17 protein-coding genes are annotated in these 19519 nt (G+C 63.3%); 6 read left to right on the forward strand and 11 right to left on the reverse strand.

The annotated features are described in order from the left end of the window. Window positions 1-75 precede the first annotated feature (75 nt). Both GEV38_RS21305 and GEV38_RS21310 read left to right on the forward strand, forming a co-directional pair. Window positions 76-1149, forward strand: coding sequence for a diguanylate cyclase (locus GEV38_RS21305; protein ID WP_043936262.1), 1074 nt, complete (start codon window positions 76-78; stop codon window positions 1147-1149). A gap of 51 nt (window positions 1150-1200) precedes the next feature. Continuing rightward, window positions 1201-3786, forward strand: a complete 2586-nt coding sequence (locus GEV38_RS21310) for an EAL domain-containing protein (RefSeq protein ID WP_015271518.1) — start codon at window positions 1201-1203, stop codon at window positions 3784-3786. 42 nt (window positions 3787-3828) lie between these two features. Here the strand turns inward: GEV38_RS21310 and GEV38_RS21315 are convergent, their stop codons facing one another. Both GEV38_RS21315 and GEV38_RS21320 read right to left on the reverse strand, forming a co-directional pair. Further along, entirely contained in the window at window positions 3829-4158 is a 330-nt protein-coding gene (locus GEV38_RS21315; RefSeq protein WP_015271519.1) for a DUF2025 family protein, read from the reverse strand. 123 nt (window positions 4159-4281) lie between these two features. Beyond that, on the reverse strand, window positions 4282-5190 hold the full coding sequence (locus GEV38_RS21320; protein ID WP_054573716.1) for a LysR family transcriptional regulator: 909 nt from the start codon (window positions 5188-5190) through the stop codon (window positions 4282-4284). A 112-nt stretch (window positions 5191-5302) separates the two neighbouring features. Here GEV38_RS21320 and GEV38_RS21325 point away from each other — a divergent pair, with 112 nt between their 5' ends. Further along, window positions 5303-6061, forward strand: a complete 759-nt coding sequence (locus GEV38_RS21325; RefSeq protein WP_015271521.1) for an SDR family NAD(P)-dependent oxidoreductase — start codon at window positions 5303-5305, stop codon at window positions 6059-6061. 39 nt (window positions 6062-6100) lie between these two features. Here the strand turns inward: GEV38_RS21325 and GEV38_RS21330 are convergent, their stop codons facing one another. From GEV38_RS21330 to GEV38_RS21355, 7 genes are all read right to left on the reverse strand, one after another. Beyond that, window positions 6101-6970 (reverse strand): HlyD family secretion protein, encoded by an 870-nt coding sequence (locus GEV38_RS21330; protein ID WP_015271522.1) that lies wholly within the window; start codon window positions 6968-6970, stop codon window positions 6101-6103. Window positions 6971-6982: 12 nt separating this feature from the next. Next, window positions 6983-7189, reverse strand: a complete 207-nt coding sequence (locus GEV38_RS21335) for a DUF1656 domain-containing protein (protein WP_013973910.1) — start codon at window positions 7187-7189, stop codon at window positions 6983-6985. Continuing rightward, window positions 7176-9164, reverse strand: coding sequence for an FUSC family protein (locus GEV38_RS21340; protein ID WP_054573717.1), 1989 nt, complete (start codon window positions 9162-9164; stop codon window positions 7176-7178). Before GEV38_RS21340 ends, GEV38_RS21335 begins: the two co-directional genes overlap by 14 nt. Before the next feature lie 272 nt (window positions 9165-9436). Then, window positions 9437-9553 carry a cytochrome c oxidase subunit CcoM gene (ccoM, locus tag GEV38_RS27945; protein WP_025340347.1) on the reverse strand — a complete coding sequence of 39 codons (117 nt, stop codon included), beginning with the start codon at window positions 9551-9553 and terminating at the stop codon, window positions 9437-9439. A 135-nt stretch (window positions 9554-9688) separates the two neighbouring features. Then, window positions 9689-9850, reverse strand: coding sequence for a hypothetical protein (locus GEV38_RS21345; RefSeq protein ID WP_173896008.1), 162 nt, complete (start codon window positions 9848-9850; stop codon window positions 9689-9691). A gap of 67 nt (window positions 9851-9917) precedes the next feature. After that, on the reverse strand, window positions 9918-10247 hold the full coding sequence (locus GEV38_RS21350) for a hypothetical protein (RefSeq protein WP_003258942.1): 330 nt from the start codon (window positions 10245-10247) through the stop codon (window positions 9918-9920). A 63-nt stretch (window positions 10248-10310) separates the two neighbouring features. Next, window positions 10311-11006, reverse strand: a complete 696-nt coding sequence (locus GEV38_RS21355) for a M949_RS01915 family surface polysaccharide biosynthesis protein (protein ID WP_015271525.1) — start codon at window positions 11004-11006, stop codon at window positions 10311-10313. A 161-nt stretch (window positions 11007-11167) separates the two neighbouring features. On the opposite strand from GEV38_RS21355, the gene rapA reads away from it, so the two are divergent. Both rapA and GEV38_RS21365 read left to right on the forward strand, forming a co-directional pair. Next, window positions 11168-14014, forward strand: coding sequence for an RNA polymerase-associated protein RapA (gene rapA, locus GEV38_RS21360; protein WP_041505639.1), 2847 nt, complete (start codon window positions 11168-11170; stop codon window positions 14012-14014). Window positions 14015-14305: 291 nt separating this feature from the next. Further along, window positions 14306-16570, forward strand: a complete 2265-nt coding sequence (locus tag GEV38_RS21365; protein ID WP_054573718.1) for a bifunctional diguanylate cyclase/phosphodiesterase — start codon at window positions 14306-14308, stop codon at window positions 16568-16570. On the opposite strand, the gene GEV38_RS21370 is transcribed toward GEV38_RS21365, so the two are convergent. Both GEV38_RS21370 and GEV38_RS21375 read right to left on the reverse strand, forming a co-directional pair. Continuing rightward, window positions 16470-17357, reverse strand: coding sequence for an NAD(P)-dependent oxidoreductase (locus tag GEV38_RS21370; protein ID WP_173896010.1), 888 nt, complete (start codon window positions 17355-17357; stop codon window positions 16470-16472). The genes GEV38_RS21365 and GEV38_RS21370 overlap by 101 nt on opposite strands. A gap of 308 nt (window positions 17358-17665) precedes the next feature. Continuing rightward, window positions 17666-17977, reverse strand: coding sequence for a DUF2288 domain-containing protein (locus tag GEV38_RS21375; RefSeq protein ID WP_003258939.1), 312 nt, complete (start codon window positions 17975-17977; stop codon window positions 17666-17668). A 359-nt stretch (window positions 17978-18336) separates the two neighbouring features. Here GEV38_RS21375 and GEV38_RS21380 point away from each other — a divergent pair, with 359 nt between their 5' ends. Further along, a complete protein-coding gene (locus tag GEV38_RS21380; RefSeq protein ID WP_015271528.1) occupies window positions 18337-19452 on the forward strand; it encodes a branched-chain amino acid ABC transporter substrate-binding protein in 1116 nt (371 codons plus the stop codon). The last annotated feature ends 67 nt before the right edge of the window (window positions 19453-19519 follow it).

Below are 19519 nucleotides of genomic sequence, written 5' to 3' on the forward strand. Positions count from 1 at the left end.
CGATGAAACACTGTTCAACAATATTCATGCGAGTTATGCGATAAACGGTGCTTCAGCAGAAGAACGATGATCAAGATGGATAAACGCAGCGGCAAAGGACTTTCATTCGCCAAACGCATCTACCTGCCGCGGGTCATCGGCCTGGGAATCGGCCTGTTCAGTGTCATGGCCGCCATGGCGCCGCTGTCACCGCCCATCTGGGCATGGCTGCTGGTGCTGTTCAACGGCCTGTTGTGGCCACATGTGGCCTACCTGTGGGCAGCCCGTTCGGCCACGCCCTACCAGGCAGAACAGCGCAACCTGGTTCTGGACTCCCTGATGGGTGGGTTCTGGACCGCCGCCATGCATTTCAATCCATTGCCCAGTGTGACCGTGCTTTCGATGATGACCATGAACAACGTCGCCGCCGGCGGCAAACGCATGGTCGTTCGCGGGATGCTGGCCCAGTTGGCCGGCATGCTCATCGCCACATTGTTGCTGGGCCCCGGCCTGCAACTGAATGCCACACCCCTGCAGGTCTATGCCTGCCTGCCGATGCTGACGCTCTATCCACTGGCGCTAGGCTGGGTCTGCTACCAGCTGGCGATCAAGCTGGCCGACCACAAGCGCCGACTGAGCACCCTGAGCCTCACCGACAGCCTGACCGGCCTGCTCAACCACGGTGCCTGGAAAGACCTGCTGCTGCTGAAGTTCCAGGCCTGCCAGCAGCAAAAGGGGCACGCGGTGATTGCCCTGATCGACATCGACCACTTCAAGACCATCAACGACACGTTCGGTCACGTTGTCGGCGACTGTGTGCTGCGCCAACTCGGCGCCGAGCTGCGGCACAACCTACGCGAAGGCGACCAGGCCGGGCGCTACGGCGGTGACGAATTCTGCGTAATCTTGCCGGATACCAGCGAAGCCGAAGCGTGCCTGGCCATGGAGCGCCTGCGCGAGCGGGTCGCCAGCTACCGCAACCCGCAGTTGCCGCACCTGCGCATCAGCCTGAGCATCGGCCTTTCGGCATTCGAGGCCGACCTGGAGTCACCCGAGCACTGGCTCGAACAGGCGGACAAGGCGCTGTATACCGCCAAGCATGCCGGGCGCGACCAGGTCAATTTTGCCCGCAGCGACGCTGCAACGCTCAGGCTGGCCTATCCTGATTGAACCTCCTTCCTGACTAACTGGCGGGAGGCTGCCTGAAGGAGCCGCTCGCGCATGGCCAGGACCGCCAACCCTCCACCCGCCAGCCCCACCCCGCGCTTCCAGGTGCGTCGCTTGATTGCCGGCTTCAGCGCAGTTTTCGGCCTGGCTTGCCTGGTCATCGTCGGCGCCCTGTTCAATATCGCGGGTACTCTTGACCATCAGGAGCGCCAGCGCAGCGCCTCGCAGGCATCCAAGGCGCTGGAGCAACGGTTGCTCGCATCGCGCCAATTCCTGTCCAGCTACGCCGTATGGGATGCTGCCTTCGAACACCTGGCGGGGCAGGCCGACTGGAAATGGGCCTACGAAGAAAAGAACGTGGGCGAGTCGCTGTACAGCGCCAGCGGCTATGAGGGAGTGTTCGTGGTGGAGGACGCACGCACCACCTACGCCTTGTTCAGAGGCCAGCCTACCCAGGCGGCGGCCAATACCTATATCGATGCAGCGCTGCAGCCAATCATCGACCAGGCCCGGGCGGCGGCCATCCCACGTGAACAGATCACCCGTTTCGTCCTGTTCAACGGTTGGCCGGCCGTGCTCAGTGCTGCGGCGGTGCGCCCGGACCGGGATGTTACCGAGAGCGAGGTCAGCCAGGCGCCGGTAATGCTGTTTGTCGACCAGCTCACCGAGGACAAGCTGGCGCAACTGAGCAGCGGTGCCGGCCTGACCGGCATGCACGTGGAGAAAGATGATGTGGGCGAGCACGGCCACCTGCGCATCGACCTCGGCGATACCGGCTACCACCTGTCCTGGAGCAGCCCGCTGCCAGGGCACCAGTTGCTGCGTGCTGTGTTGCCCCCGCTGTCGGGAGCCTTGCTGATACTTGGCCTGGTCATGCTCTACCTGTTCCGTCATGCCTTGCGCAGTTCGCGCGCGATCGACCTCACGCTCGCCGATCTGCAGCAGAGCAACCAGGCCCTGGAGGCCAGCGAGCAGCGTTTTCGCGCGGTGGCCGAGTCGGCATCCGACTGGATCTGGGAAACTGATCGGCAGCAACGCCTCACCTATCTGTCACAACGTTTTGTCAACGTTACCGGTTACCCGGTGGACGACTGGCTCGGCCACCCGCTCAATCAGTTACTGGCCTGCGATACCACGCCGCTCTCGCCGTGGCTGGATGCCCTGGCCGCGGCCGACCCGCAACAACTGGCCAACCTGCGCTGCACCTACCGCGACCAGAATGGCCAGAACCGCTACTGCCGGATTTCGGCCCGCGCCATCTGGTACGACGACAAGCCCGTCGGTTTCCGTGGCACCGCCAGTGACATCACCGACGAAGTCGATGCCCATGCACGCATCCAGCACCTGTCGCTGCACGACCCGCTGACCGGCCTGGCCAACCGCAACAAGCTAGCCCGCCACCTGGAACAGGCGCTGTTACGTGGGAGCGACTCGCCACCACTGACCTTGCTGCTGCTGGACCTGGACAACTTCAAGCCGATCAACGACTCTCTCGGCCATGCCGCCGGTGACGCGGTGCTGCAGGAGGTAGCGAACCGCCTGCGCGACACTACCCGCGACGGCGACCTGGTCGCGCGTTTGGGCGGCGACGAGTTCCTCCTGGTGCTCGGCGGCATGGACAACCGCAGCGAGATCGACCGTTTCTGTGCGCGCCTGATCAGCCTGCTGCAACAACCGATCATCTTCGATAACCAGCCCCTGCACGTTGGCGCCAGCATCGGAGTCGCCCAGACCCGTACCCAGGGCTTCGATGCCGGCGAGCTGATCCGCTGCGCCGATATCGCCCTGTACCAGGCCAAGGCCGACGGCAAGAGCACCTGGCGCTATTTCGCTGCCGAAATGAACCAGCAGATCCAGTACCGCCGCCAACTGGAGAACGACATGCGGCGAGCCCTGCGCAACCAGGAATTCGAGCTGCACTACCAGCCGCGCTACCGCCTCAGCGACCTGCGCATCGTCGCAGTCGAGGCCTTGCTGCGCTGGCAGCATCCGCAGGAAGGGTTGCTGGGGCCGGACACCTTCATCCCCTTGGCCGAACAGAGTGACATCATTGTCGCGCTGGGCCGCTGGGTGTTGCGCGAAGCCTGCCGCACTGCCCATGACTGGCCCGCCGATGTTCTGGTGTCTGTGAACCTGTCACCTGCGCAGTTCCAGCGCAGCGATGTGGTGGCGGATGTACGCGAGATCCTGCTGGAAACCGCTTTCCCCGCACAGCGCCTGGAGCTGGAAATTACCGAGAACGTGATGCTCAATGACATCGAAGGCGCACTGGGCACAATGCTGTCGCTCAAGGAGCTCGGCGTTCGCCTGAACATGGACGACTTCGGCACCGGCTACTCGTCGCTGGGCTACTTGCGCACCTACCCGTTCGACAGCATCAAGATCGACAAACGCTTTATCGGCGGGCTGAACAACACCGCTGGCAGCGACCGCGCCGTGGTCCAGGCCATCATCAACCTGGGCGAAGCGATGGGGCTGACGGTGACGGCCGAAGGAGTGGAAAGCGAGCAGCAGCTCAGGGCACTGCAGAAGGACCGTTGCCATGAAGTGCAAGGCTATTACCTGAGCAGGCCTCTGAACAGTGCGGGGCTCGAGGCGTTGTTGCAGCAGGCATCCCAGCGCTCGGCGCCCTACCTGTAGCGTAAGTTTGAAAGCTTGCGCAGCCCGCTCCTACAGGGATTTTCAGCACAGCTGCCGCAAGCTGCGCTCAGCCACGATTTCCGGCAGGTCGCGCCGGCGCAGGTAGGTGCGCAGCGGTTCACCGATGTTCAAACGGTCATCCACATGCTGCTCCAGCAACAGCGCCAGCCGTTCGCGGCAAAGAGCCATGCGCTGCCCTTGCTCGGGCCGCCAGACAAACTCGCTGCAGGGCGTGATGCTGGCATCGGCCACGTCCATGCCGAAAGAGTCTTCGGAAAAACGCACGATATGCACGCCGCGCTTGCCATGAAAACCGACAAAGCCCTTGAGCTGGTCGGCAGCGTTGCAGATGTCCTGTGAAGTGATGGCCATGACGTAACCTCGCAATGAAATCGGAAGATACGCACGCCAGGCGGGAAAGGGTTGCCTCTGCCGGGCAACTCGTGACTGGCAGCCTAACGCAAGCCATCACACAGGCGCCACGGTTTTCATCGATCAGCGACCACCGTCAACCTGTGAATGCAGCACCTCGCCCAACCATTGCATGAAGGCCTGCACCCGGCGTGGCACGTGCCGTTGCCGGGCATAAAGCAGTGATACGGGCATGGCCGGCGCCTGCCAGCCTTCCAGTACCGAAACCAGCTCACCGCGCTGCAGGTGCTCGGCCACGCCCACCGCCGGTACCTGGATCAGCCCCAGCCCGGCCAGGCAGGCCGCCGAGTAGGCCTCGGCATTGTTCACTGTGACCACGCCGGCCATGGCCTGGAAATGCAGTTCACCGTCCTGCAGAAATTCGAAACCGGCACTACGCCCCCCCAGAGTGCGCACGTAATGCACCAAGTGATGCTCGGCCAGGTCCTGCAGCGTGCGCGGCACGCCATGGCGGGCCAGGTAGGCAGGGCTGGCACAGTTGCGCATGCTCAGTTGCCCGACCGGGCGCGCCACCACGTCCAGGTCATGCAGGGCACCAATGCGCATCACGCAATCGAAGCCTTCACGCAGCAGGTCGACCTGGCGGTCGGTACAACTGAGCTCCACCTCCAGGCGCGGGAAGCGCTGCAGAAACTGCGGCAACGCCGGGATGATGACCCGCCGGGCCATCATTGTCGGCAGATCGACGCGCAGGCGCCCGGCCAGCTCGGCATCGTCGGCGCGGAACAAGCCCTCGATTTCGTCCATGCCCGACAGCAGGTCCTTGCTGCGCTCGTACAGCAAGGCGCCATCCTGGGTCGCCTGTACCCGGCGGGTGGTGCGGTTGAACAGCTGCGTACCCAGCAAACGCTCGAGCGCCCTGACCTGCTCCGACACAGTCGAACGGGGCAGCCCCAAGCTCTCGGCAGCCAGGGTGAAACTGCTGACCTCGCAGACACGAACAAAGGTGCGCAACAACTCCAGCTTGTTCAATTCAGCCCTCGTCTATCCGGTTTTACCGAACAGTATTTCCATATTCGCTGGATTTAACAGCACCACACCGACCAATAACCTGTGCTCATCAGCCCACCATGAGGTTTTCACCATGACCCGCAAGATTGCCCTGATCACTGGCGCCAGCCGCGGCCTGGGCCGCAACACCGCAGAACACCTGGCCGCACGCGGCATCGATGTCATCGGCACTTACCACAGCAAGGCGGAGGAAGCCCATGCCGTCGCCGCCCGGCTGGAGCAGGCCGGGGTCAAGGCCATCATGCTGCAACTGGACGTCAGCGACAGCGCCAGCTTTGCCGGCTTCGCCGAATGCCTCGGCGCAACCCTGCAGCAACACTTTGGCCACGAGCGCTTCGACTTTCTGGTGAACAATGCCGGGATCGGATTGAACGTGCCATACACCGAAACCAGCGAGGCACAGTTCGACCAGTTGCTGAAAATCCAGCTGAAAGGTCCGTTCTTCCTTACCCAGCGCCTGCTGCCGTTGCTGGTCGACAATGGCCGCATCGTCAACATTTCCACTGGCCTGGCGCGCTTTGCGCTACCGGGGTATGCCGCCTATGCCGCGATGAAGGGGGCGATGGAGGTGCTGACCCGCTATCAGGCCAAGGAACTGGGAGCACGTGGGATCCGTGTGAACATTCTGGCGCCGGGGGCGATCGAGACCGATTTTGGCGGCGGCGTGGTGCGGGATAACCGACAGGTTAATGAATACATTGCCGGCAACACGGCGCTGGGGCGGGTGGGCTTGCCGGATGATATCGGGGCAGCGATTGCGCTGTTGCTGGAAGATGGCAACGGCTGGATCAACGGGCAACGGCTGGAGGTTTCGGGCGGGATGTTCCTCTGAAATCGAGGATCTGGGGCTGCTTAGCAGCCCCTTTGGCCCTCACGGCCGACTCTGCTCCTCATGCACCTGCACACTGGCCGTCATTCCCGCACTCAGGGTCACCCCCTCCGGCACCTGGTCCAGGCGAATCCTTACCGGTATCCGCTGCGCCAGTCGCACCCAGTTGAAGGTCGGCTCGACCTCCGGCAGCAACTGGCTGTCGGGGTTGCTGTTGCGGTCGGTGATACCACGGCTGATGCTTTCCACATGCCCTTGCATCGGTTCGCCCGCGCCCATCAGCCAGACCTTCACCGCATCCCCCACACGAATGCGTGGCAGCTTGGTTTCCTCGAAATAGGCCTGGATATAGAAGGTTGAATCGTCCACCAGGGCCATCACCGCCTCCCCGGTATTCACATAGTTGCCCTCGGCCAGGCGCAGGTTGGTGATATGCCCGCTGCGCGGCGCCCGCACTTCACTGCGCGCCAGGTTGATTTTGGCGACCTGCAATTGTGCCTCGGCCTCATGCAGCTCACCGCGGGCGATGGCCGCATTGATCTGGGCGTTTTCCCGCAATTCGGCACTGATCGCCTCCGGCCCAAGTGCGGTACGCCGGGCCGCTTCACGCTCGCGCAGGCGCAGTTGCTGGCTGCGGGTTTCGGTCACCGCACTGGCTTGGTCGAAAGCCGCCTGGAAGCGTTCGCGGTCGATGCTCATCAGCAGGTCGCCGGCCTTGACCTGCTGATTGTCACGGGCCTTCAGCTCGCGCACCCAGCCGGACACATCGGGGGCGATCACCACCACATCGGCGCGCACACGGGCATCGCGGGTCCAGGGGGTGAGCATGTAGTACTGCCACAGCTGATAGCCGGCGAAGACGGCAAGGGCCACCACACACAAGGTGACCAGGGTACGTACGGCCGCACGCATCGAAACACTCCTTTATAAAGCTCCCAGCAGTCGCACTACCAGGAACAACACACAAACGAACAACGCCGCATCGAACAGCGCTTCATGCCAGATCCAGCGCCCCAAGGGCGTGGCCTGCACCACCAGACGCAACACGCCGGTAAGCACCAGCGCCATCAACACATAAACCAGGAAAGGGCTGAACAGCACGCCGCCCAATTCCCACTCACGCAACCCCATGGGATTCCTCCTGCCAACGGCACCACTTGCCCCAGCTTTTTTGCAGTTGCAGCACCGCCCCTTCGGCCAACCGCAGCGGATCGCTGGAGGGTAGTCGGCGCAAGGCGCCAATGAACTGTTCGCTTGCGGCATCCAGGCTCTGCCCACACCCTGGCGCCGGCCCTTTGGCCAGCACTGCCTCTACCTGCTGCAGGTATTCGCGCTCGGCCCGTCCCAACGGGGCCTGGGCGACCGCCAGGCACATGCGCAAATGCACCAGTTCGTCGCCGATATCCAGGCCGTGCAGGCCGTCGTCCCAGCGCTTGCGTTCGCTCTCGGGCAGGTCGCCGGCATGCCGCGCCAGTTGCATCAGGCGGTCGGCCATGCGCCCGCCAAACCAACTGTCGGCCCCGCGCAGGTCGCGCCGGGTCAGGCGCACCAGGTCATTCTGGGTCGCCGCGCGCAGGCGCTGGCCCAGCCAGGCCGGGTGGCGAAACACCAACAAGCGGAAGGCCATCACCGCCGCCGACACACCCACCAGCATGGCCAAGGCACTGTTGAGCATGGTGGCCACGCCGAACTGCATGGCGTTGAGCGGCGACACCAGCACGATGAAATGCAGGCAATAAGAAGTAGCCGTGGCCCCGGTCCGCGGGTGAGCCATGCCCAGCGCACCAAGAAACAGCGGCACCCCCATGCCCAGGCAGAGCATGGCGAAGCTGCTCCATTGCGGCAGCAGAATTTGCCCGACCAGAAACGCCGCCGGTATTGCCAGGAGGATCCCTCGTAAAAAGCTCAGGCCGATCTGCGCGCCATTCTCGCGGCTGGCGAACAGGCTGCAGACCACACAGGTCAGCACCAGGCCACCCGGTGCCGAAGGCCAGGCGGTGGCCAGCCAGAAACCACTCATCACCAGAAAGGCCAGCGCACTGCGTGAGCCGAACAGCAAGGCCAGCGACCAGTCGCGGTGCGCGGCCAGGCCCTGAGACACATCCTTGGGCGCCCTGCCCGCCTCCACATCCTCCAGCGCCTGGCTGGCAGCCATGGCGTAATCCAGCAGCAGTGCCATGCGTGCCAGGCAAAAGTGCTCCGCCGGGCTGATCTGATCATCGTGGGCAGCATCCCAGATGCGCTGGCGCAGAAGCAAAAGGCTCGGCTGATCGGGCTTGCCCAACAGTGCGCGCACCTCCTCCAGCCAGGGCGCCAGGCGTTCGGCCTCGCCCTCATCAAGTTGCCGCCACTGGCGGCGCACCGAACGGGAAATGCGCAGCAGCACCATCAGTTTCTGGCTCAGGCCGCGAATGGCACGAGCGCGTTGGCGCCCGCGATTGCCTTCGAACCAGGCGTGTTCGCGTTGGCTGTCGATGGCAACGATACGCCCCAGGCTCTCCAGCAGGCCTTTGCGCGCCTCGTCTTCACCGCCCAGCATGGCACTGGCGGCCTGCAGGCCGTTCTGCCAGGCCTGACGGGCCTGCCCGCCCAGTTGCTGCTCTACCCGCATGGGCCAGAGCAAGGCGCTGCTGGCGGTGGCACAGAAGATACCCAGGCAGATCTCGGTGCAGCGCGCCACGGCCTGGTCGAACACCTGCAATGGGTGATCGATGGCCGGCAGGGCAATGATCGCCGCCGTGTAGCCTGCCAACACGAAGGCATAGGCCCAGGCGCTGCGCAACTGTGTGGAGGCGGCGGTACACAGGGCCAGCCACAGGGCCAAGGTGAGCAGGAACAGACCGGGGGTCTGGGCAAACAGACCGATGAACAGCACCGACATAAATGTGCCGACCAGGGTGCCGGCCAGCCGCGCCAGGCCCTTCTGCACCACCATGCCTGACAGCGGCTGGGCGACGATGAAAGCGGTCATCAGGGCCCAGGACGGTTGCTCCAGGCCCCAGCGCATCGCCAGCCACAGGGCCAGGCCGCCACCGAGCAGGGTCTTGATGGCGAACTTGAGGGCGAGGCTGCTGGGAGCGAACAGGGCCTGGAAGGTGATGGGCACGAGACGGACCTTGAGGGGATGGTCTTGTAGAAAGATAGACAATGGTGGGAAGGATAAAGCGGAAACGATTAATTAGCTAGCTAATCATCTTTATAAGAGGTGCAGATGGTCCTGTCCCGGCCCTTTCGCAGCACAAGGCTGCTCCTACAGAAACTGTGTAGGAGCAGCCTTGTGCTGCGAAAGGGCCGGGACAGGCAACACAAAAATTGCAGGCAAAAAAATGGGCGACCGAAGTCGCCCTAAATGCCTTGCGTGCTCGTGTACCCGGAAGGTCAGCGCGGCTTGCGCTTGTTCGAGTCCTTCCAGATGAAAATGCCCAGACCGGCAAAGAAGACGACCATCAACCCGACCGTTACCACTCCGGCGATAACCACGTTGTCGAAGAACATGCTGGCCTCCCCATTCGTTTGCCGTTGTCCGATGGGTGCAAGTTAACCAATGTGGGGGCGGGGAAAATTGATCGGTGTCAATGGTGCCCGGGGCCGGGCACGCGAGGCGGGTGCAGGGTTGACCTGCGTCAAGTTTCAGCGCTTCTTCGGCTTGCCCTTGGGCTTCCTTTTCTTGGCACTGTTCAACGGCAGGGCCTGCTCGAACGCATTGCGCATTTCGTTCAGGCGCTTTTCCTTGAGGTCGTGGACGCGCTTGGCGCGTTCGGCATCGAAATCGATGAGGTTGTCTTGGCTCATGGGTGGGCTCGACGATCAACTGAGACTTGCATGATGAAGCCAGGCGCTGGCGCTGACCAGCCCCATGTCAGACTTCGATGTCCACCAGCAGCCCCTGGCGTACATGCTCGCCCATCAACGGCGCCACCGGCACGGTGTTGTCGGCGTTGACCTCGTCACCCGGCATTGCACTGTAGCGTTCGTCGTCGCCCTTCTGCCGACGTTGCTGCTGGCGGCGCTGCTCGTCGCGCAGCAGCAGCGCCTGCTCCTGCGGGTCACGCTGCTGCTTGAGGTCGATGGCACTTTCACCGGATGCAGGCTGGGTCGGCACCACCGGCTTGATGTCGGGTGTCGGCTTGACCGGGTCCTGTTGCGAGGTCACCGGGGCGGCACTGAGCGGAATGATCGGTGGCAGCATGGACGTTCTCCTATGCCCCCTGTATCGGCAGGCGCGGGTTTACCTTGATGGCATGCACAACACTTATTCGGCTTCGTCGTCAGGGTTGTCGTCGCTTGGCGGGCTGGCCTCACTCCAGGGCCGCTTGTACACCTGCTGCCAGACCGCGTCCATGTGCTCGCGCAGCACCTGCGGCGCGCCCTTGAGCGAGGCGCTGTCCTCACGCTCACCGCCGATCGGCTCTTCACCTGCCGGGGTGATCAGCGACTGGCCGGTGATGCTGTAGCTGGCCTGCCCTTCGCGCATCTCGATGGCGATGTCGTGCGGGTCGATGCCACCGCCACAGAATGCGTGGCTGGCAACCGTCACCTCGGCGACGCCGTCCTTGTTCAGGTCGCCGACATCGCTGACGTCGTTATAGAAGTCCACATCCAGGTCCAGGCCCGGGCAGGTGGTTTCCTGTTCGATCTGCCAGCGCGCCTTGAAAGCGTCATTTTCGGCCTTGCGCCCGTACAGCGTGGCCTTGAGTACAACCTTGTCAACTTCCTGCTCGCTTTCCGGGTCGCTGGCCTGGCCATCGCTGCGGCTCAACACCAGCAGGCCTTCACCGTCGCGGTCAAGAAAGTGCACGCTCTTGATCGGCGTCTGCACGCCCAGCACCTCGAGCTGCTCGATCGGGATGGCGGGCAAGGTCTCGAAGTTTTTCTGCTCGCAGGCGGCCAGCAGCAACAGGCTGCCCACGGCCATCGAAGCGCTGATCCAGCGGTGCTTGGCAGACATGTTGATCCGGAGCCCTCGTCGGCAGCACGGTGGGGGACGATGAAGCGGCTAGACTGTTGCTACCTATCGCACTTCGGCACCTTTCGATGCGCTCGGCACTTTGGTCTGACCGGCCGATCCGTTAACATAACCGGCTTTTTCATCGCGGGAGTTCAGGCAGTATGGCGCAGCAGTATCAACCGGGGCAACGCTGGATCAGCGACAGCGAAGCCGAGCTCGGCCTGGGTACCATCCTGGCGCAGGATGGCCGCCTGTTGACCGTGCTCTACCCGGCCACTGGCGACACCCGCCAGTATTCCCTGCGCAATGCGCCGCTGACCCGCGTGCGCTTCTCGCCAGGTGACCAGATCACCCACTTCGAAGGCTGGAAGTTGACCGTGCGCGAGGTCGAGGACATCGACGGGCTGATGGTCTACCACGGCCTGGACGGGCAGAACCAGCCGCGCACCCTGCCAGAAACCCAGTTGTCGAACTTCATCCAGTTCCGCCTGGCCAGCGACCGCCTGTTCGCCGGGCAGATCGACCCGCTGTCGTGGTTCAGCCTGCGCTACAACACCCTGCAGCACACCAGCAAGCAGATGCAGTCGGCGCTGTGGGGCCTGGGCGGCTGCCGTGCCCAACCCATCGCCCACCAGTTGCACATCGCCCGCGAAGTCGCCGACCGCAGCGCGCCGCGCGTCTTGCTGGCCGACGAAGTAGGCCTGGGCAAAACCATCGAAGCCGGCCTGGTGATCCACCGCCAGCTGCTGTCTGGCCGCGCCAGCCGCGTACTGATCCTGGTACCGGAAAACCTCCAGCACCAGTGGCTGGTGGAAATGCGCCGCCGCTTCAACCTGCAGGTGGCCTTGTTCGACGCTGAGCGTTTCATCGAAAGCGATGCCAGCAACCCGTTCGAGGATGCCCAGCTGGCGCTGGTGGCCCTGGAGTGGCTGGTAGAAGACGAAAAGGCCCAGGACGCGCTGTTCGCCGCTGGCTGGGACCTGATGGTGGTGGACGAAGCCCACCACCTTGTCTGGCACGAAGACCAGGTAAGCGCCGAATACGGCCTGGTCGAACAGCTGGCCCAGGTGATCCCGGGCGTGCTGCTGCTCACCGCCACCCCCGAGCAGCTCGGCCAGGACAGTCACTTCGCCCGCCTGCGCCTGCTCGACCCCAACCGTTTCCACGACCTGGCCGCCTTCCGCGCCGAGAGCGAGCACTATCGCCCGGTGGCCGAAGCCGTACAGGAACTGCTCGACGAAGGCCGCCTGTCGCCCAAGGCCCACGCCACCATCCAGGGCTTCCTGGGTGCCGAAGGCGAAGCCTTGCTGGCTGCGGTCAGCGACGGCGATACCCAGGCCAGCGCGCGCCTGATCCGTGAGCTGCTCGACCGCCACGGCACCGGCCGCGTGCTATTCCGTAACACCCGCGCGGCGATCCAGGGCTTCCCTGAGCGCCAGCTGCACCCTTACCCACTGGCGACGCCCGAGCAGTACCGCGACCTGCCAGCCGGCGAACATGCCGAGCTGTACCCGGAAGTCGCCTTCCAGGCCCAGGGCGAGGTGGCCGATGACGAGCGCTGGTGGCGTTTCGACCCGCGCGTCGACTGGCTGATCGACACCCTGAAGATGCTCAAGCGTACCAAGGTGCTGGTGATCTGCGCCCATGCCGAAACCGCGATGGACCTGGAGGACGCCCTGCGCGTGCGCTCCGGCATCCCGGCCTCGGTGTTCCATGAGGGCATGAGCATCCTCGAACGCGACCGCGCCGCCGCCTACTTCGCTGACGAAGAGTTCGGCGCGCAGGTGCTGATCTGCTCCGAGATCGGCAGTGAAGGCCGCAACTTCCAGTTTGCCCACCATCTGGTGATGTTCGACCTGCCAGCGCACCCCGACCTGCTCGAACAGCGCATCGGCCGCCTCGACCGTATCGGCCAGAAGCACACCATCCAGCTGCATATCCCGTACCTGCAGGACAGCCCGCAAGAGCGCCTGTTCCAGTGGTACCACGAAGGCCTCAACGCCTTCCTCAACACCTGCCCTACCGGCAACGCCCTGCAACATCAGTTCGGCCCGCGCCTGCTGCCACTGCTTGAAGGTGGCGAAAGCAAGGCCTGGGAAGCCCTGGTGGCCGACGCCCGCAGCGAACGCGAACGCCTGGAAGCCGAACTGCATACCGGCCGTGACCGTCTGCTGGAGCTCAACTCCGGCGGTGCCGGCGAAGGCCAGGCGCTGGTCGAGGACATTCTCGAACAGGACGACCAGTTCGCCCTGCCGATCTACATGGAAACCCTGTTCGACGCCTTCGGCATCGACAGCGAAGACCATTCCGAGAACGCCCTGATCCTCAAGCCGAGCGAAAAGATGCTCGACGCCAGCTTCCCGCTGGGTGACGACGAAGGCGTGACCATCACCTACGACCGTGGCCAGGCGCTGTCGCGCGAGGACATGCAGTTCCTCACCTGGGAACACCCGATGGTACAAGGCGGCATGGATCTGGTGCTGTCCGGCTCGATGGGCAACACCGCTGTGGCGCTGATCAAGAACAAGGCGCTCAAACCCGGGACCGTGCTGCTTGAACTGCTGTTCGTCAGCGAGGTGGTGGCACCGCGCAGCCTGCAACTGGGGCGTTACCTGCCACCGGCGGCATTGCGCTGCCTGCTCGATGCCAACGGCAACGACCTGGCGTCCCGCGTGGCCTTCGAAACCCTCAACGACCAGCTGGAAAGCGTGCCACGCGCCAGCGCCAACAAGTTCGTCCAGGCCCAGCGTGATGTGCTGGCCCAGCGCATCGGCAGCGGCGAGGCCAAGGTCATGCCGGCCCACGTCGAGCGCGTGGCCGAGGCCCAGCGCCGCCTTAAGGCGGAGGCCGACGAAGAACTGGCCCGTCTGGTCGCCCTGCAAGCGGTCAACCCGAGCGTGCGCGACAGCGAGATCGAAGCGCTGCGCAAGCAGCGTGAAGAGGGCCTGGCGATGCTGGAAAAGGCCGCCTTGCGCCTGGAAGCCATTCGCGTGCTGGTGGCTGGCTAGTCTTTCCCCGCACCCGTGTAGGAGCGGCCTTGTGTCGCGATGGGCTGCGCAGCAGCCCCAGCATTTTTGCGGTAGTGCAGAAATCTGGGGCTGCTGCGCAGCCCATCGCGACACAAGGCCGCTCCTACAAATGCGAGCCAATATTCTTGGCGGCGATTGATTCCATAACCAAATCGTAGGAATCAATGTGCCATTAGTCAGGAAGGCTTAAACACCTCTTCCTATACTGCCTCTGGACAGTCTGCACAGGGTTTAGCGCAGACGAGTGAAAACTCGATCATGAGGCATTCCATGGAATGGCTGGGGCTGCAACTGTTCGCCGACCTGCCGGCAACCGGGCGCATCGTCATCGATTGCCGGCATGAACCGTTCCTGGTTCTGCTTGCCTACCTCGTCGCCTGTGCGGCCTGCTTCGCCACGCTGGACATGGCCGAGCGACAATCCCACAGCGAAGACCCCACCGCCCACCGACAATGGAACATGCTCGGTGCCTGTTGCCTGGCAGGTGGCATCTGGGCCATGCATTTCATCAGCATGCTGGCCTTCCGGGCACCAGTGGAAGTGCACTACGACGCGTCCCTGACCATCCTTTCGCTGCTCATCGCACTGGCCGTCGCCTGGCTGGCCATGCACAGCCTCGACCGCAGCCAGATGCGCGCAATCCATTACCTGCGAAGTGCGGTACTGATCGGCCTGGGCATCATCCTGATGCACTTCGTAGGCATGGCCGCCCTGGAAACCGGTGCCCGCCAGTACTACCAGACCGGCCTGCTGCTGGCCTCTGCCACCATTGCCCTGCTCACCAGCCTGACCGCGCTATACCTGGCCCGCTACTTCCGGCAGGGCAGCGGTACCTTGCACCAGGCCATGAAGTACGGCGCCAGCCTGCTGATGGCTGGTGGTATCGTTGCCACCCACTTTACCGCGATGTCGGCCATGACCCTGGTCATCCCGGCCGACACCGCCCTGCGCCTGCCCTCTGGCGACAACAGCCTGCAACTGGCACTGGGCATCGGCTTCATCACCATGCTGATCAGTGCTGCCAGCATCAGTACCGCACTGGCCGACAAGAAGCTGCAAAGCAAGGAGCACGACCTGCGCCGGGTCAGCGTGCTGCTCAGCCAACTGGACCAGGCCCGCGCTTCGCTGCAGCAGGCCGCGCACTACGACGCCCTGACCAACCTGGTCAACCGCCGCGGTTTCAACCAGGTGTTCGCCGAACGCCTGGCCGAGCACCAGGCCACGCAAAGCCACCTGGCGGTGATGTTCCTCGACATCGACCATTTCAAGCGCATAAACGACAGCCTCGGTCACGACGCCGGCGACGAACTGCTCAAAGTGATCGCCGGACACATCAAGGCCGCCACCCGAAACCGCGACCTGGTCGCACGCCTGGGCGGCGACGAGTTCTGCGTGGTCACCAGCCTCACAAACCGCGACGAAGCCCGCCACCTGGCCCAGCGCATCATGCAGAGGATGAAAGAGCCCATAAACCTGGGCGGCCGGCGCATGGTCATGACCACCAGCATCGGCATCAGCATCTTCCCCGACGACGGCACCACCGCCGAAGAGCTGCTCAAGCATGCAGACCTTGCCCTGTACCAGTCCAAGGGTAACGGGCGCAACAGCCTGAACTTCTTCAACGACAGCCTGAAGACCCAGGCCTCGATTGCTCTGCAACTGGAAGAGGAACTGCGGGTGGCGCTGCTCGAGGAACATGGGCTATGCGTGCACTACCAGCCGATCTTCGACCTGCGCAGCAGGCAAGTGGCCAAACTTGAGGCCCTGGTGCGCTGGCAACACCCGCAACACGGCCTGCTCGGGCCCGATCGTTTTGTCGCCATCGCCGAGGCCAACGGGCTGATCATCGACCTCGATCTGTGGGTGCTGCGCCACGCCTGCGCCGACCTGGCCTATCTGCAGCGCCACGGTCATGGAAACCTCAAGGTCACGGTCAATTGTTCGGCCGTCACCCTCAGTCACGACGAACTGCCCAACGAAGTGGAAAAGGCGCTGTTCCACGCCGGGCTCGCACCCCGACAGCTGGAACTGGAAGTGACCGAGAACGCCTTGATGGGTGACATCCAGCGCACGGTAAACCTGCTCACGCGCATACGCGCCCTGGGCGTGGCGCTGTCGATCGATGACTTCGGCACCGGCTACTCGTCGCTGGCCTACCTCAAGCGCCTGCCGCTGGACGTGCTTAAGGTCGACCGCAGCTTCCTGCAGGATGTGCCGGGCAGCCAGAAGGATCGCGAAATTGTCCAGGCGATCATCGTCATGGCGCATACCCTGCATCTGCAGGTGGTCAGCGAGGGCGTGGAAACCGCCGAACAGCTGGCGTTTCTCCAAGCCCACGGCTGCGACTACCTGCAGGGCTACCTGCTGGGCCGCCCGGAGCCGCTTGCCGAACTACGCTCGCTACTGGAGCGGGTTCGGCACAAGGGCGGCGTATTCAGCCCTTGCTGCGATACAGCTCAACCAGGGTCGCCGGATCCTTTTGCAGGTACCCCTGGCTTGCGTGCAGGCGCATCAATTGTGCGGCAAGGCCACTGAGCGGCGTCGCCGAGCCTTGCTCGCGGGAGAACTTGACCGCGCCATCGAGGTCCTTGAGCAGCGTGCGCACATGCCACTTGATCGGCTCGAAGCGGCTCTCGGCCATTTGCGGAGCGAGGATCTGCAACGGTCTGGAGTCGGCAAAACCGCCCGCCAGCGCTTCGGCGATCAGCGTCGCGTCGACACCGGACTGTTCAGCCAAGGCAACCACTTCGGCGATTACCAGAGCATTGCAGGCCACGATCATCTGGTTGCAGGCCTTGGTCACCTGGCCTGCGCCCACCGCGCCCATATGCGTCACGCGCTGGCCAAGTACCTGCAGTACCGGGCGCGCACGCGCCAGGTCGGCTGCCTCGCCACCGACCATGATCGCCAGGGTGCCGGCTTCGGCCCCGGGGGTGCCCCCGGACACTGGCGCGTCCAGCCAGGCCATGCCGCACAGCGCTGCCAGTTCAGCGGCCATTTCACGAGTGGCGGTTGGCTCCAGGCTGGAGAAATCGACCAGTAACTGGCCGCTGCGTCCGCCCTGGGCAATGCCTTGCTCGCCGAACACCACCTCGCGGACCACGGCCGTGTCGGCCAGGCACAGCAGCACCAAGTCGCTGTCGCGGCACAGTTCGGCAGGGCTGCTGGCCAGGCGCGCGCCAGCCGCGACCAGTGCAGTGCACTTGTCCGGGCTGCGGTTCCATACCGTCAGCGGGTAACCCGCTGCCAGCAGGCGCCGACACATGGGCAGGCCCATCAGGCCGATGCCGGCGAATCCAAGCGAAGGTAGTGCAGTGCTCATCAATGACTCCTGACTGGTTCGAACTTTACCCATGCGGGCCAGGAACCTGTAGGAGCGGCCTTGTGTCGCGATGGGCTGCGCAGCAGCCCCAGATCTCCGCATCGATGCAAAAAATGCCGGGGCTGCTGCGCAGCCCATCGCGACACAAGGCCGCTCCTACAGGTTTCGCGTTGCCTGGCAGAACGGTGGGGCATTACGCATCCCGTAAACTGTTACCGCCACGCCGAATTGTTACTTCCCTCCACCCGCCTTGAGCGCCTTCAAGCACCAAAACGGGGCTGCTGCGCATTTTTGCGCACCAAAAGCGATCATGCCTCTGTCGGGCGCTTTGCCTGAATCACGATGAACGGCGAAACCACCACCGCCCAGATCTCTGGATCGCGGCTTTGCAGGTCCAGGGCCTGCTCGGCGGTTACCGGACCAACAGTGCCATCACTACGCCACTTGGCGAAGATCTCGCTGCGATTCTCGGCCATCGCCTCGGCAACGGCAATCAGGTCGAGGCTCGGGTCGACCCAAATCAGGTCACCCTTGGCCCAGAAACGCTCCAGCGCTTTCCACTCGATGATTGCCGTCTCGCCAAGCAATTTGGCATAGAGGGTGCTTGTTTGATCAGTCATGGGTGGTTTCCGCAAAAATCGGCCAATAAAAAAGGTCGGCATTTTTGCAGAAAAACCCGGTTTCAAATATGTAATTTGGTCGATTGATCCCGAACTTGTGGGGCGGGGTCGCAGATGCAGGCAGTTTGATGGCGCCTTTCTGTATCTTTGTGTCGACCATGCGACAACCCAGGAAGCAGGCACTTTTCGACCGCTTTTCAAGCGCTCGAACAGCGCTCTACACTGTACCGGTACAGTTCCGGGACATGTTCCGGGGGAAGGTGGGCTTGCGCGTTGGCATGGCCACGCCGCAAATCCCGCCCGGTCTGTAGCCCTGGCCGCCAGGACTATAAGAATTACAACAGAATGAGTGGAGCACTATGATCAAGATTTCCAAGCTGTTCGCCGCAATGGTTCTGGCAGGGGTAGCCAGCCATTCGTTTGCCGCCGATACCATCAAGATCGGGATTGCCGGCCCCAAGACCGGCCCTGTGACCCAGTACGGCGACATGCAGTTCATCGGCGCAAAGCAAGCCATCAAGGATATCAACGCCGCGGGCGGCGTGGATGGCAAGATGCTCGAAGCCAAGGAATACGACGACGCCTGCGATCCTAAACAGGCCGTGGCAGTCGCCAACAAAGTGGTCAACGACGGCGTCAAGTTCGTCATTGGTCACCTGTGCTCCAGCTCTACCCAGCCTGCGTCCGACATCTACGAAGACGAAGGCGTGATCATGATCACCCCGGCCGCGACCTCCCCGGAAATCACCGCACGTGGCTACAAGCTGATCTTCCGCACCATCGGTCTGGACAGCGCCCAGGGCCCGGCTGCCGGCAACTACATCGCCGACCACGTCAAGCCGAAGGTTGTCGCCGTTCTGCACGACAAGCAGCAGTACGGTGAAGGCATCGCCACCGCGGTCAAGCAGACCCTGGAAGGCAAAGGCACCAAGGTTGCCGTGTTCGAAGGCCTGAACGCCGGTGACAAGGACTTCTCCTCGATCATCCAGAAGCTCAAGCAGAACAACGTCGACTTCGTCTACTACGGCGGCTACCACCCAGAGCTGGGCCTGATCCTGCGCCAGGCTCAGGAAAAGGGCCTGAAAGCCAAGTTCATGGGCCCGGAAGGCGTGGGCAACGACTCCATCTCGCAGATCGCCCAGAACGCCTCCGAAGGCCTGCTGGTGACCCTGCCGAAGTCGTTCGATGCGGACCCTGCGAACAAGAAGATCGTCGACGCCATCAAGGCTGACGGCAAGGACCCAAGCGGCCCGTTCGTGTTCCCGGCCTACTCGGCTGTCGAGCTGATCGCCCAAGGCATCAAGAAAGCCAAGTCCGAAGATGCCGACAAGGTGGCAGCCGCCATCCACGAAGGTACCTTCAAGACCCCGACCGGTGACCTGTCGTTCGACGACAAAGGCGACCTGAAAGACTTCAAGTTCGTGGTCTACGAATGGCACTTCGGCAAGCCGAAGACCGAAGTCTCCCCTCAGTAACTGCGTGACTAATAGCTGACCGTAGAAGCCCACTGTGCGAGCAGTGGGCTTTGTTTTACGAGGTTCA

Origin of the sequence: Pseudomonas sp. 13159349 (genome assembly GCF_013305685.1) — a bacterium.
In the GTDB taxonomy this organism is placed as follows: domain Bacteria; phylum Pseudomonadota; class Gammaproteobacteria; order Pseudomonadales; family Pseudomonadaceae; genus Aquipseudomonas; species Aquipseudomonas asiatica.

Excerpts from the sequence above, each read along its gene's own strand:
- GEV38_RS21305 (WP_043936262.1), top strand. The coding sequence starts at position 76 with ATGGATAAACGCAGCGGCAAAGGACTTTCATTCGCCAAACGCATCTAC.
- GEV38_RS21310 (WP_015271518.1), top strand. The coding sequence starts at position 1,201 with ATGGCCAGGACCGCCAACCCTCCACCCGCCAGCCCCACCCCGCGCTTC.
- GEV38_RS21315 (WP_015271519.1), bottom strand. The coding sequence starts at position 4,158 with ATGGCCATCACTTCACAGGACATCTGCAACGCTGCCGACCAGCTCAAG.
- GEV38_RS21325 (WP_015271521.1), top strand. The coding sequence starts at position 5,303 with ATGACCCGCAAGATTGCCCTGATCACTGGCGCCAGCCGCGGCCTGGGC.
- GEV38_RS21330 (WP_015271522.1), bottom strand. The coding sequence starts at position 6,970 with ATGCGTGCGGCCGTACGTACCCTGGTCACCTTGTGTGTGGTGGCCCTT.
- GEV38_RS21335 (WP_013973910.1), bottom strand. The coding sequence starts at position 7,189 with ATGGGGTTGCGTGAGTGGGAATTGGGCGGCGTGCTGTTCAGCCCTTTC.
- ccoM (WP_025340347.1), bottom strand. The coding sequence starts at position 9,553 with ATGTTCTTCGACAACGTGGTTATCGCCGGAGTGGTAACGGTCGGGTTG.
- GEV38_RS21345 (WP_173896008.1), bottom strand. The coding sequence starts at position 9,850 with ATGAGCCAAGACAACCTCATCGATTTCGATGCCGAACGCGCCAAGCGC.
- GEV38_RS21350 (WP_003258942.1), bottom strand. The coding sequence starts at position 10,247 with ATGCTGCCACCGATCATTCCGCTCAGTGCCGCCCCGGTGACCTCGCAA.
- GEV38_RS21355 (WP_015271525.1), bottom strand. The coding sequence starts at position 11,006 with ATGTCTGCCAAGCACCGCTGGATCAGCGCTTCGATGGCCGTGGGCAGC.
- rapA (WP_041505639.1), top strand. The coding sequence starts at position 11,168 with ATGGCGCAGCAGTATCAACCGGGGCAACGCTGGATCAGCGACAGCGAA.
- GEV38_RS21365 (WP_054573718.1), top strand. The coding sequence starts at position 14,306 with ATGGAATGGCTGGGGCTGCAACTGTTCGCCGACCTGCCGGCAACCGGG.
- GEV38_RS21370 (WP_173896010.1), bottom strand. The coding sequence starts at position 17,357 with ATGAGCACTGCACTACCTTCGCTTGGATTCGCCGGCATCGGCCTGATG.
- GEV38_RS21375 (WP_003258939.1), bottom strand. The coding sequence starts at position 17,977 with ATGACTGATCAAACAAGCACCCTCTATGCCAAATTGCTTGGCGAGACG.
- GEV38_RS21380 (WP_015271528.1), top strand. The coding sequence starts at position 18,337 with ATGATCAAGATTTCCAAGCTGTTCGCCGCAATGGTTCTGGCAGGGGTA.